This window comes from Corynebacterium sp. ACRPJ, from assembly GCF_022347345.1.
Classification (GTDB): Bacteria; Actinomycetota; Actinomycetes; order Mycobacteriales; family Mycobacteriaceae; genus Corynebacterium; species Corynebacterium tuberculostearicum_D.
Genome location: NZ_JAKRNC010000019.1, coordinates 14,444 through 28,742 on the forward strand (window position 1 = coordinate 14,444; position 14,299 = coordinate 28,742).

The window sequence follows — 14,299 nt, forward strand, 5'->3', positions numbered from 1 at the left end:
CCGTGGCTTCTGAAGACAACAAGGTAGTGCTCCAGTACCCAGGCGGCGAGTACGAGATGGACATCAAGCAGTCCACCGAGGGCGACTCCGGCTTTGACATTTCCAAGCTCCGTAACGAGACCGGGCTCGTTACCTTCGACCCTGGTTATACCTCCACCGGTTCCACCGAGTCCAAGATCACCTTCATTAACGGTGAAGAGGGCATCCTGCGCCACCGCGGTTACGATATCGCGGACCTGGCGGAAAACGCTTCCTTTAACGAGGTTTCCTATCTGCTGATCAAGGGTCATCTGCCAAACGAGGAAGAGCTCAGCCACTTTAACCGCGAAATCCGCCACCACACCCTGTTGGATGAGGACTTCAAGGCCGCGTTCAATATCTTCCCGCGCAACGCGCACCCAATGGCCGTGCTGGCTTCCTCCCTTAACATTCTTTCCGCGTACTACCAGGACCAGCTCAACCCGCTGGACCCGGAGCAGCTGGATAAGGCCACCGTCCGCCTGCTGGCTAAGGTTCCAATGCTGGCTGCGTATGCTTACCGCGCGTCTCAGGGCAAGCCTTATATGTACCCGGACAATAGCCTGAACGCCCGCGAGAACTTCCTGCGCATGATGTTCGGTTACCCCACCGAGGAGTACGAGGTGGACCCGGTTGTAGCTAAGGCGCTGGATAAGCTGCTCATTCTGCACGCTGACCACGAGCAGAACTGCTCCACCTCCACCGTGCGCATGATTGGTTCCGCTCAGGCCAATATGTTCGTCTCCATCGCCGGCGGCATTAACGCCCTGTCCGGTCCGCTGCACGGCGGCGCAAACCAGGCAGTTCTGGAGATGCTGGAAGATATCCAGAACAACCACGATGGTGACGCTACCGACTTCATGAACCGCGTGAAGAATAAGGAAAAGGGCGTTCGCCTCATGGGCTTTGGTCACCGCGTGTACAAGAACTACGACCCACGCGCGGCCATCGTTAAGGAGACCGCGCACGAGATCATTGAGCACCTGGGCGGCGACCCAATGCTGGATCTGGCCATGAAGCTGGAAGATATTGCGCTGAATGACGACTACTTCGTCTCCCGCAAGCTCTACCCGAACGTGGACTTCTACACCGGCCTGATCTACCGCGCTATGGGCTTCCCGACGGACTTCTTTACCGTCCTCTTCGCTATCGGCCGTCTGCCAGGCTGGATTGCACAGTACCGCGAGCAGCTGGAGATCAACACCAAGATCAACCGTCCGCGCCAGATTTACACCGGCGAGTCCCTGCGTAAGGTCACCCCGCGTAGCGAGCGTTAAAGCGCTCCGCGGTCAGCCTAATTAAGCCGAATCGGGTGGTAGCACCTATAATAGGTGCAGCTCGGTTCGGTTTTTAATGCGACCGCACGAACAAACTAGATTTCCCAAGGAGAATAATCCCCATGGATAAGCCTGTTATTGAAGCCCAGTCTGGCCCAGCGCCGACCGACCTTGTCGTAGAAGACATCGTCGTCGGCGACGGTGCTGAGGCGCAGCCTGGTGCCGTAGTGGAGGTCCACTACGTCGGCGCTGAATACGAGACCAACCAAGAATTCGATTCCTCGTGGGACCGTGGCCAGTCCATCGAGTTCCCGCTGACCGGTCTCATCGCCGGCTGGCAAGAGGGCATTCCGGGAATGAAGGTGGGCGGTCGCCGCAAGCTCATCATTCCGCCGGAAAAGGCCTACGGTCCCGCAGGTGGTGCGCACCCGCTGTCCGGCCGCACCTTGGTCTTCATTATTGACCTCATCCGCGCCGACTAAAAGCGCTTAGCTCCAGGGTTCGCCCTGGGGTTTCGTCGTTTTCGGCGCGGTCAGAAAAACTGCGGCACAATGGAGGGCATGACTGTGCCAACCGTAACTTTCAATGATGACCGCGAAATGCCCCAGCTGGGCTTGGGTACGTACAAGCTATATGACGAGGAATGCATCCGCGTCATCCGCGAGGCCATCGATTTGGGCTACCGCCACTTCGATACCGCTACGCTCTACAAGAACGAAGAGGCGGTAGGCACCGCCCTGAAGCAGGCAATGGATGCCGGCGACGTCACCCGCGATGAGCTCTTTATTACCTCCAAGGTGTGGCACTCCCACCAGGGTGAGCACAAGGTGGAAGAGGCATTCCAGCAGTCGCTTAAGGATCTGCAGCTGGACTACCTCGACCTGTATCTTATCCACTGGCCGTGGCCGCAGGGTGGCCTGTACAACGAGACCTTTGAGACTATCGCCCGCCTGCAGGGTATGGGTCAGATTGCGTCCATCGGTGTGGCCAATTTCTACGAAGACGTGCTCAAGGACCTGATTTCTACCACCGGTATTTCTCCGGTGCTCAACCAGGTGGAGATCCACCCGGGCTTTACCCAGTCCAGCCTGCGCGCCTTCCATCACGATAATGACATCGTCACCGAGGCGTGGGCCCCGCTGGCGCGCGGCGTTGTGCTCAATAACCCTGTGATTGAGCAGGCTGCGGCTGACCACGAGGCCACCGAGGGACAGGTAGTACTGTCGTACCTCATGTCCAAGGACATCTCCGTCATTCCGAAGTCCGCGCGCACCGAGCGCCTGAAGGAAAACTTGGCCGCCACCGAGCTGGAGCTCACGGCAGAGGAAGTATCCGCCATCGACGCCCTTGAGGGCCAGGAGGGCTTTGGCCGCATGTTCAATGACCCGCGCGAATTCCCAGGCAACGAAGAGTAACGTCAACCGCAGTTTAAGCCCCCTCACGGGGGCTTTTTCTTTTGCCAAGCGGTTGTTAACAATCTTTACAAGGGGTAAAAAATTCTTCCCGCGGGGGTAGTTTGCTAAAGATGTTATTCCAGTTCAGCGAAGCCTATGGGGTTAAAAGGGTGGGGGAGTGGAAGGTTTTCTTGGCAGAGTTTACAACCTTGCAGAAAATGTTCTGTAACTTACAGATCAACGTGGATAGTGAGCAGTGACACACTATCTCGTGTGACCTAAGTTCCTCTCACCCAAGGAGACGATGCTCTATGAGTGACGTAGCTGCAACTCCTGTCTCGCGCCGTGAACCCACCGGTAGCGAGTTCATCGCGATGCGCGACTCCGCCAAATTCGGCGAGCTGCGCCGCACCTACCGGAGTTTTACCTTCCCTATGACCGTGGCCTTCTTCGTGTGGTACGTGGTCTACGTTCTTGCCGCCGTGTTTGCCCCAGGCTTCATGGCAACCGAGCTCGGCGGCGGCTGGAACATCGGCCTAGTCTTCGGCCTTGCCCAGTTCCTCACCACCTTCATCATCACGTGGATTTACGTGAAGTACGCCAATAAGAATATCGAGCCGAAGTCGGCCGCCATCCGTGAAGAACTGGAGGGCATCTAATGACTACCACCACCCTTGCCGCCGAGTCTTCCGCCGGCAACCCCATACTGAATATTTCCATCTTCGCCATCTTCCTCATCGTCACCATGGCGGTGGTCCTGCAGGCCGGTAAAACCACCAAGGAAGCCTCGGACTTCTACACCGGTGGCGGCAGCTTTTCCGGACGCCAGAACGGCCTGGCGATCTCCGGTGACTACCTCTCCGCCGCATCCTTCCTAGGCATCGTCGGCGCGGTGGCGCTCAACGGCTACGACGGCTTCTTGTACTCGGTGGGCTTTTTCGTTGCCTGGCTGGTAGCACTCATGCTCGTCGCCGAGCCTATGCGTAACGTCGGCCGCTTCACCATGGCGGACGTCCTCTCCTTCCGCCTGAAGCAAAAGCCCGTGCGCGTGGCGGCGTCCATCGCCACCCTCTTCGTCACGCTCTTCTACCTCATCGCGCAGATGGCCGGCGCCGGCTCGCTGGTGGCCGTGCTGCTGGATATCCACGATTTCAAGTGGCAGGCCCTCGTCGTGGGCATTGTGGGCGTGCTCATGATTGTCTACGTCCTGGTCGGCGGCATGAAGGGCACCACCTACGTGCAGATGATTAAGGCCGTGCTTCTGGTCGCCGGCGTGGTCATCATGTGTTTCTTGGTCTTCATTGCCCTGCGCGGCGGCTTTAGCATCCTGTTTAATAATGCCATTGACATGCACGCCGCCTCTGAGCAGATTAAGGACAAGGGCTACGAGGCGAAGGACATCATGGCCCCTGGCCTGAAGTACGGCGCCACCACCGCCACCAAGCTGGACTTTATCTCCTTGGGCATTTCCCTGGTGCTCGGCGTGGGTGGCCTGCCGCACGTGCTGATGCGCTTCTACACCGTGCCCACCGCCACCGAGGCGCGCCGCTCTGTTACCTGGGCGATCGTCATCATCGGTGCCTTCTACCTCATGACCCTGGTCTTGGGCTACGGCGCAGCTGCGCTGGTGGGGCCGGACCGTATCCTGGCCGCGCCGGGCGGGGCCAATGCCGCGGCGCCGCTACTCGCATTGGAGATTGGCGGCTCCATCTTCATGGCGATTATTTCCGCCGTGGCCTTCGCTACCGTGCTCGCTGTGGTGGCCGGCCTGGCCATTACCGCCTCTGCGTCCATTGCGCACGATATCTACCACGCGGTTATCCGCAACGGCGAGTCCACCGAGGCCGAGCAGGTCCGCGTCTCCCAGGCCACCGTGGTGGTCCTCGGCATCGTTTCCATCATCTTGGGCATCCTGGCCATGACCCAGAACGTGGCCTTCCTGGTCTCCCTGGCGTTTGCGGTGGCGGCCTCCGCCAACCTGCCGACCATCCTGTACTCCCTGTACTGGCGCCGTTTCAACACCGCGGGCGCGGTGGCTTCCATGTATACCGGCGTGGTGTCCTGCCTGGTGCTTATCTTCTTCTCCCCGGCAGTCTCCGGTTCTGAGAGCTCCATGTTCCCAGGTGCGGACTGGGCCATCTTCCCGCTTTCCTCGCCGGGCTTGGTCTCCATTATGACCAAGCCGGACAACTTTGAGGAGCTTTCCGCAGAGATGGAGGTTCGCTCGCTTACTGGCGTGGGCGTGGAGGCACCCGTGCAGCATTAATTGCTTGAAAAGTGCACAGACCCGGTAATGTGGTTGGACGTGCTTAGAACGTCCGTGACCCGCAAGGCGGCATCAGTTAAGGCTGGTGCCGCTTTGGCCGTATGCATGCTCGCCTTGACCACCACCGCGTGCAGCAATAGCGAGCGCGAAAGCGACGCGCTTGCCGACGCCCCCTCGGCCGCACCAGACACCAACCGCGACGTCCCACCGGAAACCAATGAGTTCCTCGAGGGCGATGAGGGGCATTCAATTACCTATATCCGCCTGCACGATGGCATGCACATGGGCTCTGTCTCGGAGCACGAAGCCCGCCCGGCGCTAAGCCTCATCAAGCTCTATATCGCCACCTACGTGATGGAAAAGGGCGAGTACGAGGATAAATACGAGGCGCTGGATATGATCGCTAGCTCCTCTGATAAGTCCGCCGAAGACCTCTTTGACAAGTACCCGGATTCCATCGACACGATTGCGGATGAATTCAATCTCGAATCCACCAAGGCCGGCGAGCAGTGGGGCTACTCGCAAACCTCCACGTATGACGTCGCCAGCTTCATCTCGCAGCTCATCGACCGCGATGAAACCCACCCAGTGCTTGTAGCCATGGCGCATGCCGATCCCATCTCTGAGGATGGCTACCGCCAGGATTACGGCACCGCCAAGCTTTCTAACGTGGTAGGCAGCAAGTGGGGCTGGTCCAATGACAAGTCCATCAACTCCTCGGTCTCCTTTGGCGAGAACTTCGTCGCGGCCGCCTCTATCACCGGCTCATCCGATGACCTCACCGACTACGTCAAGGACGAGGTGACGGGTAAGAATCTGGGCAAGGCCACCGAGCGCTTCCTCAAGTACAAAGACGGCGAGGACGTCCCACCGATCGAGACCTCCACCTCGGAGACTTCTACTACCTCCTCCACTAAGAAGGACAAGGACGAGAAATCCGACAAGGGCGAGAAGGATAAGTCCTCGTCCGAAGAGCCCACCAGCGAATCCACCACGTCCAAGAAGAAGTCCGCAGATAAAAAGAAGGGCTCGGAGAAAACCTCCGAGCCCTCTAAGAAGTAGTACTACCGCGCCTTAGAGACTGTCTCTGCGACGATCTTCGCTAGCTGGCGAATCTGATCGTTGCTCAATGTCTTGCCATTAAAGGTCACGCCATTGGCGGTGACCTGCGGAAGTTCCGGTAGCTCCGGGTGCGTGCTCTGCAGTTGCGAGCTCAGCTGATTGACCAGGTCCGACGAACCATTGCTCGGGGCCTTGGTCTGCGGCTGCGGCTTTGGCTGTGGCTTCTTGGTGGTCGGCTTCTTTGCCGGTGCAGGAGCCGCGGACTCGCCGGGCGTCCACTGGCCCCAGTCTTCGGCGTAGACCTCATTGACGTCAACGATGACGCCGCCAATGGTCTGCTGCTTGCCGTGCGGCAGCTGGTGGATAGTGGTGCGCGGGTGAATCTTGCCGTTGGAACCCCAGTCATGCATCCAGAAGTACTTGCCGATGCCATCCTGGATCGCCCACTCAATAGTGCTGTAGTTGCCGTAGATGCCCGTCTGGTAACCGGCCAGCTCTAGCGTCTTGGAAAACGCCTGCAGGTAGGGGCGGATTTGGCGGGTATACTGCTCCCGGGTGGGGTTATCGTCGATCGCGATGTAAATCGGACGGTTGGTGGGGCCGCCTGCCTTCTTGTGCAACGCAATCGCCTTCGGTGCGTGTATTGCTGCACCAGCTGCGCCCTGCTTCCAATCGGCGGTTTCCGCACGGCCGAATTGGTAGACCGACGCCGTGGGCAGGTCTGCTGCTGCATTGGCCTTAGTTTCTTTGAGGGTTACCGGCTTGCCGGTCATCCACGCAGCGCCGGGGCGCTTGTCGGAGACGTAGCGAATCGCGCCCATGTGGCCGGCATTCTTAATTGCCTGCGGGGAAGGTACGCCGGCGGAGAAATCAATGATGGTGCCGCGCACCGGTCCGAGTGCCGCTGCATTCGGTGCGGCAGCGCCGATAGCACCTGCGGTTAGGGCGAGAGCGCCGATCTTAAAAAGACCGCGACGGGAGAAAGACGGTGACATGTTGAGCTCCTGCAGTAATCACATTTGTCACAATAGTTAACAATTGCACCATAGCAGGAGGTTTTGGGGCATCCCCGGAGCGAAACCGCATGTCGCGCATTTACACCGGGGAACTATTTCGAGTCGTTGCTGAACTTCACCCGCGTGGGATTCTCAACCGTGCGCGATACCGTGCAGTCCTTCTCGTGGGAGATGCGAATCAGGTTGTCCACCAGTTTGCGCGCTTGGTTACCCTCTTGCGTATCTGGGAACGAAAGGTCGAAGCCCACTCGCACCTCCGACAGACGCGCTGCTCCATCTTCGCTTACGCGGTCACCTTCCACATACACATCAAAAGATTCCGGCTCCGCGCGCCGAGATGTCACCACATCCACGTCCACCGCCGAACACGCCGCGACGGCAGCTAGCAAAAGCTCAACAGGGGAGAGAAGCCCCTCGCCACTGCCAAACTCAATGCTGGCTCCGGCGGAATTGGTAGCTCGGTATACGGCGATATCGAGGCGGGTGAGATATACGGCGTATTGCTTCGTTACTTCAGACATGAGGCCAGTTTAAGGCGAGGGAGCAGGTCGGTTTGAGTGGGCAAGAGACACGCTGATCGAAACTTTCGCGTGTCTAGTAGTGATTCAGCAGGCCCGCGTATTGTGAGATCCATGAAGGTCATTGCTATTTATGCGACGGAAACCATGTCTGATTGGGAGTATGCCTACCTCACAACTCAAGTAGCTGAAGCTGAAGCTCAAGTGCCGGATCGCTTCAAGGTTTTGTTTGTTGGCGAATCTCTAGAAGCCGTCCGCTCCAAGGGTGGAATCGAGGTAGTTCCAGGTCTGACCTTGCAGGACATCCAGAATCGGACTGATATTGCGGCGTTCGTGGTGCCAGGGGCAGATACATACTTTAACGGCCACGAACAGTTGCTGGAAACGATCAGGGTCTTAAATGAGAACGGAGTGCTCTTGGCGGCAATCTGTGGTGGAACTTTGGCCTTTGCTCGTGCCGGGGTGCTTGACCACTGTAAACACACTTCAAACGCGCAAGGTTTTCTTGCCTCAATCAACTACGCCAACATCGACGGCTACAAAGAAGAAGACGCAGTTTCTGATGGCGGAGTGATTACGGCATCTGGATTGGCTCCAGTGTCATTCACCGCGGCGGTATTGCGCGGGGTGGGCGTCTACCCAGATGATGTCGTGGATGCTTGGCTTCAATTGCATGAGCAAAGAACAGAAGCGGCCTTCGTTGAACATATGAACAAGGTTCAGGCGTGGGCCTGTTCAAACTAGCTGGAGTTACCCGGAACTGCTTCAACGATTCGGGTCTTTGCTGAAACAAAGGTGCCTGACATTCAGCGCTTGTATTTCTCGGGGCAGGACTATGAATATTAATCTTCCGGATCTCATAGTCAACCAACTGGTTGATTGCAGTTTCAACCAGCCCTGTGATTCAAAACGATGACGAATGTAGAAGGATAAGTCCTTAGAGTATTTTATTCATCGCTACTCCGGTCGTGACAGCGGTTGGGAAGGAGAATGACCATGAAAGCTTTGTATTGGGCATCTATTTTCTACCTTGTATTGGGCTTGGGCGCTGGCGTGTTCTACCGCGAATTCACGCGTGCCAATGATTTCCCCGAGGGCGAGTTCACCCAGTTGAGCGTGGCGCATACTCACTTGCTAGCGCTCGGTTTCATGATGAGCCTTATCTTCTTGGTATTGGAGAAAGTCTTTGGTCTGTCGCGCAACCGCGGTCAGTTCAATGCGTTCTTCTGGCTCTACAACGTCGGCGTGGTCGTCACTGTTGGAGTCATGATCTGGCACGGATGCCTGACCGTACTGGGGGAGGAGTCCTCTGCAATGGTCTCTGGCATCGCTGGTCTGGGACACATCCTCATCACGGTAGGCCTAATCGCATTCATCGCAGCGCTTGGTAATGCCATTGGTGAGTCCCAAGAAGCTAAGTCCCAGGCAGCAGGTGAATAACAATGAGTGAGACTGTCTCAAAGCGCCACAACGTCGGCTCTGCGAGATGGGAGCTCACCGAAACAAATGACCCCATGGTCCCTAAATAGTATTGTTAAGGGAACTGCTCGGCCACAAGGAAAGTGCTGGTAGTTGAGGCGTAAATGGACTTTCCTGGTCGGCTTGGCGTGTTTGTCATCGCAGATTAGATGAGAATGGATTTTTCATCATCTATAAAGAGGGCTTGCCCATCTCTCAAAAGTAGCAAGTTCCATTCTCGGCCGTAGGTCTCGACAGTCTTACTGATGACCTCTATTGAATAAGGCCCAGTGGTTCCTTGTGCATGAGGAACAATGACATGAGGAGTGAAGTTTAGCCCTGTATATTCGGTGAGCTGCGGTGCCGTTTTGGAATCGTCCATGATTGATGCCGGCTCAATTGATGGGCCGGCAACAACTGCTCCTGCAGAACTTCCAGCGTAAAATTTGCCCTGCTTTACTGCCTCAGTCAGTGCACGGTCGGCACCCGTTTTCTTCAGTACGTCAAGTAGGCGGAACACGTCGCCGCTCGCGACATAAATGCAGTTGGCTGATGCAATTTCATTTTGAATATCGCTTGGGTTTGATTGCGATAGGGTGAGAGGGACTAAGGTCTCTGCTGCCTCTCCAATTGCCTTCAGCTCTGCCTGTGCAAATGGTGCCTTGCGCATCTCTGAAGCGGCATCATCGATATATAGCACTCGCCCCGAAATGTAGTCGCCGATGTCCGGGTGCAGGAATGAAGCGAGAAGAAGTTTCATGGGCCTAGATTACGAAATTCTTGCCACTCCCACCATTCGAAGAGCAAAAGTCTCGAGACACCAAGCGGAACGACGTCTCGAGACTTCACAACGCCCTCGCACGAATCCTCGAACACTCGACCCCAGCACTGTCGACCGCAGCCTAGAACTGCGCTAGATGTGATGTCCAGGGACGTTGTTGAGTCGGTCGAAGGGTACGCCGCCAATCGCAGAGTGGTGTCGGTGGTGGTTGTAGAAGTGGAGCCAGCCGGGCAGCGCCAGGCGTCGTTCGGCCTCTGAACCGTAAAACCTGGCATAGGCCCAGCCGTCCCCGAGCGTGCGGTGGAATCGCTCGATCTTCCCGTTCGTCTGCGGCCGGTAGGGGCGTGTCCGCTTGTGTCGGATGCCGAGCCGAGCGCAGAAGTCCCTCCATGCGTGGGATCTGTATGCCGACCCGTTGTCGGATAGGACTCGCTCGACGGTCACGCCTCGTTCGGCGAACCAGGCCACGGCGCGTTCGAGAACTCCCACCGCTGTGCTCGCCTGCTCATCCGACCAGATTTCTGCGTATGCGACGCGGGAGTGGTCGTCGATGACTGTGTGAACGAACGCCGTCCCGGTGCGCGGCTTGTGATCTTTTCCTCGTGGTAATCCCGGAGTCGCGAGCTTGTTCCGTGCGCCTTGCTGCCGACCTACGTAACGATGTCCACCGCCGTCGGGGATGTTGCCGAACTTCGTGACATCGACATGAATCAACGATCCCGGATGAGGATGCTCATATCGCCGCAATGGCTCGCCAGTGACACGATCGATATGCGAGAGGCGGTTCACGCGGCAACGGACGAGGACCGCGTGAACAGTCGACGTCGAGAGACCAAGTCGCGCAGCGATCTGGGCTGGCCCCAGTCGAAGCCGCCAGCGCAGGTTGATGATCTTCTTCTTGACATGCTCGGGCGTCCTGCCTGGGATCCGGTGCGGCTTGCTGGAGCGATCCTGCATCCCAAACTCACCCTCTTCCCGGTAGCGGCCTGCCCATTTCCGGGCAGTGATCGGGGAGACCATGAACATCTTGGGGTCGTTTGCGGGAGGGGGCGGAATCCTACGCTAAGGCTTTGGCCAGCGATATTCTCCGGTGAGATTGATGTGTTCCCATCCGAGCGGCGAAACATGGGCCAAGAGATCGGGCGATAGCAGCTTTCCATCGCGTTTCTGGTTTGCAACGACCTCGCCGAGCTTCATGGTGTTCCAGAAGATGATGATGGCGGCGAGCAGATTCATGCCGGCGATGCGGTAATGCTGGCCTTCGGCGGAACGGTCGCGGATTTCACCGCGGCGGTGGAAGCTGATTGCCCGCTTCAGCGCATGATGAGCTTCGCCTTTGTTGAGCCCGATCTGGGCACGCCGTTGGAGTTCGGCATCCAGAATCCAGTCGATCATGAACAGGGTGCGCTCGACGCGACCGACTTCCCGCAGGGCTGTCGCGAGCTCGTTCTGCCGCGGATAGGAGGCGAGTTTCCGCAGAATCTGGCTTGGCGCGACGGTCCCGGCAGCAATGGTGGCGGCGATGCGCAGGATGTCGGGCCAATTGCGCTCGATCATGGCTTGGTTGACCTTTCCGCCGATCAACGCTCGCAGGTGCGCCGGGGCGGCCGACGGATTGAACGCGTAGAGCCGTTTGGATGGCAGGTCGCGGATGCGCGGAGCGAACCGGTAGCCGAGAATGGCACATGCGGCAAAGACGTGATCGGTGAAGCCGCCCGTGTCGGTGAACTGCTCGCGGATATGGCGTCCAGCATCGTTCATCAGCAGGCCATCGAGGATGTAAGGCGCTTCGCTTGCCGTTGCAGGAATCACCTGGGTTGCGAACGGCGCATATTGGTCGGAGACGTGGCTATAGGCTTTCAGGCCCGGGGTATTGCCATATTTCGCGTTGACCAGGTTCATGGCCTCACCTTGCTCTGTAGCGACGAAGAACTGTCCGTCGCTCGAAGCCGACGTGCCCATGCCCCAGAACCGGGCCATGGGTAACGCTGCCTGTGCCTCGACCACCATGGCCAGCGCCCGGTCATAGGCTTCGCCCTCGACATGCCACCGTCCAATGCGGATCAATTCCCAGAAGGTGTGGGTGTTTGTCGCATCCGCCATTTTGCGCAAGCCGAGGTTGATCCCTTCCGCCAAGATAACGTTCATTAGCCCGATCCGGTCAGCGCAGGGTGCTCCTGTGCGCAGATGGGTGAACGCTTCGGTGAAGCCGGTCGCCGCATCCACCTCCAGCAGGAGATCGGTGATGCGCGTGGGCGGGATCTGCTTGTAGAGATCGAGCACCAGATCTTCGGCGCCTGTCGGCGCGGCGGCTTCGAGTTTCTCGATATGCAGAACGCCGTTTTCAATCGACCCGCCCGGGATCGTGCCTGCGCGAGCGGCACGGCCAAGCTCGCGCAACCGCATGTCGAGGCGAGCTTGCCGGTCTGCCAGCCATTCCTCCGGCCGCAATGGCACAGCGAGACGACCGCCTTCCGCGATGGCTTGTGCCGGAACGAGTGCGTGTTTCAGATCGCCATAGCGCCGGGACCTAGTAAGCCAGACATCTCCGGAGCGGAACGCATCGCGCAGATGGAACAGCACCGCGATCTCCCATAGGCGAGCGTCGCCAGCCCTCTGGGCCCGAAGGTGGCGATGCCATTTCGAGCTGGGCCGCAAGAAGCTGGTCATCGCGGCATCGTTCAAACCGGTACGAAGGGCCGTCACCGCTTCCAGAAGCGGCAGTGCAACGGGCGCAGCTCGCAGATCGAGCAGGCGCAACATGCGTGGAGCGTATCGGCGGAAGCGGTGATAACCGTCGAGCACATGATTGAGCGGATCGTCGGCCATGGTGGCGGTCAGCCTGGTTGCCATTGCAACAAGGGTTTTTAAGCCGTCCCACCCTGACCCACTCGCGATGACATCGCCCAGCGGCTGGCCATCATCCTGTGCATCGACCAGGGCGCCCCCGATCTCGGCGAAGGATTTCAGGGTGTCACGCACCACCCCCGCTTCGTCTGCGACCTTTGCATGGCAAATACGCTCCGAAGCACGGTAGAGACGGCCGACGATCCGGTCGTGGGTTTCGACCACTGCGTCGGCCAACATCGCCTGCCATTCCGAGACGCAAACAGCCAAGATCGCAAGCCGCCTGTCCTCCGGGAGATCGCGCATGCCGTCGGCATAATACCGTTCACCCTGCCTGCGCAGACGAGTCACCCGATGGGCAGGAACGCCGGCAAGCAGATCCTCGGGGAGATCGACGCGTTGCAGATATTCGAGCCGGTCGAGCAGCCGGTTGGCCGACGAAGAGTTCGAGCCAGGCTCGAACTGGCGCAGCCACACAAAACGGGTCACCCGATCATCAGCCGTCTCCTCGAGCAATGCCAGCAACTGTTCTCGGATCGACATAGGCAGCCGACTGGCGATCCTCGTCTCGATGCGTCGCTCGGCATCGACGAGAGCCGCGGCACAAAGCCGCTCGATCGTGGATGTCGCGGGAAGGACAGTGCGGGTGCGTCGGCACTCGGCTACGAAGCGACGGGCGATATCCTCGTTCGACACCGCCATCTCGGCTTCTCGGAACAACCATTCCTTCAGCTCACTCGCACCACGTCCGGAGAAGGTGCGGAAGCCGTAGAGCCCCCGTAACTCGGCAAGATGCTCGTGCCGTGTTTCCTCGCGGGCAGCATAGTCTACGAGATCGTCGGCACCCAGGCCAAGCTGCGCTCCGATAAATTCGATGACCTCTGCAGGGATCAGTTCGCCTGGAGCCAGCACCCGGCCGGGATAGCGCAGGACACACAATTGCAGGGCGAAGCCGAACCTGTTGTGAGCGCGCCGACGCAGCCTGATATGCCCAAAGTCTTCATCACTCAGCGTATAGTGCTTGAGCAAATCCGTCTGTGAAGTCGGCAAGCGCAACAGCGCGTCTTTCTGCCGATCGGTTAGAGTGACGCGACGCGGCATACATGTTCCTTTTTCAAAATCTGATAGCGTTCAAGACGCTTTGTTTATGAAGCTGGTTGAGATACATTTCCAGAGGTCAATGCAATCGTGGCCGAAGCGCCGCCTCAAACCAACGTTTGTGATACATGCTGATCGGATATGCCCGCGTCTCCAAAGCCGATGGCTCGCAGTCTCTCGACCTGCAGCACGACGCCTTGCGCGCCGCAGGTGTCGAACGGGACAATATCTATGATGATCTTGCTTCCGGCGGTCGTGATGATCGCCCTGGCTTGACTGCCTGCCTCAAGTCATTGCGTGACGGCGATGTGCTGGTGGTCTGGAAGCTCGATCGCCTCGGACGATCGCTTGCCCATCTGGTCAACACGGTGAAGGAGCTGTCAGACCGCAAGATCGGCCTGCGGGTTCTGACTGGAAAGGGCGCTCAGAGGCACTGTTGCAAAGTTAGCGATGAGGCAGCCTTTTGTCTTATTCAAAGGCCTTACATTTCAAAAACTCTGCTTACCAGGCGCATTTCGCCCAGGGGATCACCATAATAAAATGCTGAGGCCTGGCCTTTGAGGC

The 14,299-nt window shown here is 58.3% G+C and carries 12 protein-coding genes and 3 pseudogenes; 9 read left to right on the forward strand and 6 right to left on the reverse strand.

The window, feature by feature from the left end; translation table 11 throughout:
* Positions 1-2: 2 nt before the first annotated feature.
* From MHY08_RS10640 to MHY08_RS10665, 6 genes are all read left to right on the forward strand, one after another.
* Positions 3-1,295 carry a citrate synthase gene (locus tag MHY08_RS10640; RefSeq protein WP_204609838.1) on the forward strand — a complete coding sequence of 431 codons (1,293 nt, stop codon included), beginning with the start codon at positions 3-5 and terminating at the stop codon, positions 1,293-1,295.
* Between the two features lie 122 nt (positions 1,296-1,417).
* Positions 1,418-1,777 (forward strand): FKBP-type peptidyl-prolyl cis-trans isomerase, encoded by a 360-nt coding sequence (locus tag MHY08_RS10645; RefSeq protein WP_005323855.1) that lies wholly within the window; start codon positions 1,418-1,420, stop codon positions 1,775-1,777.
* Between the two features lie 69 nt (positions 1,778-1,846).
* On the forward strand, positions 1,847-2,710 hold the full coding sequence (locus MHY08_RS10650) for an aldo/keto reductase (RefSeq protein ID WP_239236641.1): 864 nt from the start codon (positions 1,847-1,849) through the stop codon (positions 2,708-2,710).
* A 290-nt stretch (positions 2,711-3,000) separates the two neighbouring features.
* Positions 3,001-3,348 (forward strand): DUF485 domain-containing protein, encoded by a 348-nt coding sequence (locus MHY08_RS10655; RefSeq protein ID WP_005328356.1) that lies wholly within the window; start codon positions 3,001-3,003, stop codon positions 3,346-3,348.
* Positions 3,348-4,955: a cation acetate symporter gene (locus tag MHY08_RS10660; protein ID WP_239236643.1), complete on the forward strand. Its 1,608-nt coding sequence runs from the start codon at positions 3,348-3,350 to the stop codon at positions 4,953-4,955. Before MHY08_RS10655 ends, MHY08_RS10660 begins: the two co-directional genes overlap by 1 nt.
* A 39-nt stretch (positions 4,956-4,994) precedes the next feature.
* Entirely contained in the window at positions 4,995-6,017 is a 1,023-nt protein-coding gene (locus tag MHY08_RS10665; protein ID WP_239236646.1) for a hypothetical protein, read from the forward strand.
* 2 nt (positions 6,018-6,019) lie between these two features.
* Here MHY08_RS10665 and MHY08_RS10670 read toward each other — a convergent pair whose 3' ends face one another.
* On the reverse strand, positions 6,020-7,012 hold the full coding sequence (locus MHY08_RS10670) for a DUF1906 domain-containing protein (protein WP_239236648.1): 993 nt from the start codon (positions 7,010-7,012) through the stop codon (positions 6,020-6,022).
* A gap of 113 nt (positions 7,013-7,125) precedes the next feature.
* Positions 7,126-7,554, reverse strand: coding sequence for an OsmC family protein (locus tag MHY08_RS10675; RefSeq protein WP_204609828.1), 429 nt, complete (start codon positions 7,552-7,554; stop codon positions 7,126-7,128).
* 111 nt (positions 7,555-7,665) lie between these two features.
* Here MHY08_RS10675 and MHY08_RS10680 point away from each other — a divergent pair, with 111 nt between their 5' ends.
* Positions 7,666-8,295 carry a DJ-1/PfpI family protein gene (locus MHY08_RS10680; RefSeq protein WP_005323840.1) on the forward strand — a complete coding sequence of 210 codons (630 nt, stop codon included), beginning with the start codon at positions 7,666-7,668 and terminating at the stop codon, positions 8,293-8,295.
* Between the two features lie 252 nt (positions 8,296-8,547).
* Entirely contained in the window at positions 8,548-8,991 is a 444-nt protein-coding gene (locus tag MHY08_RS10685) for a DUF2871 domain-containing protein (protein ID WP_040425093.1), read from the forward strand.
* Between the two features lie 184 nt (positions 8,992-9,175).
* Here MHY08_RS10685 and MHY08_RS10690 read toward each other — a convergent pair whose 3' ends face one another.
* The 3 genes and pseudogenes from MHY08_RS10690 to MHY08_RS10700 form a co-directional block, all read right to left on the reverse strand.
* A complete protein-coding gene (locus MHY08_RS10690) occupies positions 9,176-9,769 on the reverse strand; it encodes a Type 1 glutamine amidotransferase-like domain-containing protein (protein ID WP_005323835.1) in 594 nt (197 codons plus the stop codon).
* A 153-nt stretch (positions 9,770-9,922) separates the two neighbouring features.
* Positions 9,923-10,813 (reverse strand): annotated as a pseudogene (locus tag MHY08_RS10695) (IS481-like element IS5564 family transposase); the annotation flags it as partial.
* 39 nt (positions 10,814-10,852) lie between these two features.
* On the reverse strand, positions 10,853-13,738 hold the full coding sequence (locus tag MHY08_RS10700) for a Tn3 family transposase (RefSeq protein WP_011116984.1): 2,886 nt from the start codon (positions 13,736-13,738) through the stop codon (positions 10,853-10,855).
* A 125-nt stretch (positions 13,739-13,863) separates the two neighbouring features.
* On the opposite strand from MHY08_RS10700, the pseudogene MHY08_RS10705 reads away from it, so the two are divergent.
* Positions 13,864-14,199 (forward strand): annotated as a pseudogene (locus MHY08_RS10705) (recombinase family protein); the annotation flags it as partial.
* 17 nt (positions 14,200-14,216) lie between these two features.
* Here the strand turns inward: MHY08_RS10705 and MHY08_RS10710 are convergent.
* Positions 14,217-14,299, reverse strand: a pseudogene (locus MHY08_RS10710) (IS6 family transposase); the annotation flags it as partial.

Excerpts from the sequence above, each read along its gene's own strand:
- MHY08_RS10685 (WP_040425093.1), top strand. The coding sequence starts at position 8,548 with ATGAAAGCTTTGTATTGGGCATCTATTTTCTACCTTGTATTGGGCTTG.
- MHY08_RS10670 (WP_239236648.1), bottom strand. The coding sequence starts at position 7,012 with ATGTCACCGTCTTTCTCCCGTCGCGGTCTTTTTAAGATCGGCGCTCTC.
- MHY08_RS10650 (WP_239236641.1), top strand. The coding sequence starts at position 1,847 with ATGGAGGGCATGACTGTGCCAACCGTAACTTTCAATGATGACCGCGAA.
- MHY08_RS10660 (WP_239236643.1), top strand. The coding sequence starts at position 3,348 with ATGACTACCACCACCCTTGCCGCCGAGTCTTCCGCCGGCAACCCCATA.
- MHY08_RS10645 (WP_005323855.1), top strand. The coding sequence starts at position 1,418 with ATGGATAAGCCTGTTATTGAAGCCCAGTCTGGCCCAGCGCCGACCGAC.
- MHY08_RS10680 (WP_005323840.1), top strand. The coding sequence starts at position 7,666 with ATGAAGGTCATTGCTATTTATGCGACGGAAACCATGTCTGATTGGGAG.
- MHY08_RS10690 (WP_005323835.1), bottom strand. The coding sequence starts at position 9,769 with ATGAAACTTCTTCTCGCTTCATTCCTGCACCCGGACATCGGCGACTAC.
- MHY08_RS10675 (WP_204609828.1), bottom strand. The coding sequence starts at position 7,554 with ATGTCTGAAGTAACGAAGCAATACGCCGTATATCTCACCCGCCTCGAT.
- MHY08_RS10655 (WP_005328356.1), top strand. The coding sequence starts at position 3,001 with ATGAGTGACGTAGCTGCAACTCCTGTCTCGCGCCGTGAACCCACCGGT.
- MHY08_RS10700 (WP_011116984.1), bottom strand. The coding sequence starts at position 13,738 with ATGCCGCGTCGCGTCACTCTAACCGATCGGCAGAAAGACGCGCTGTTG.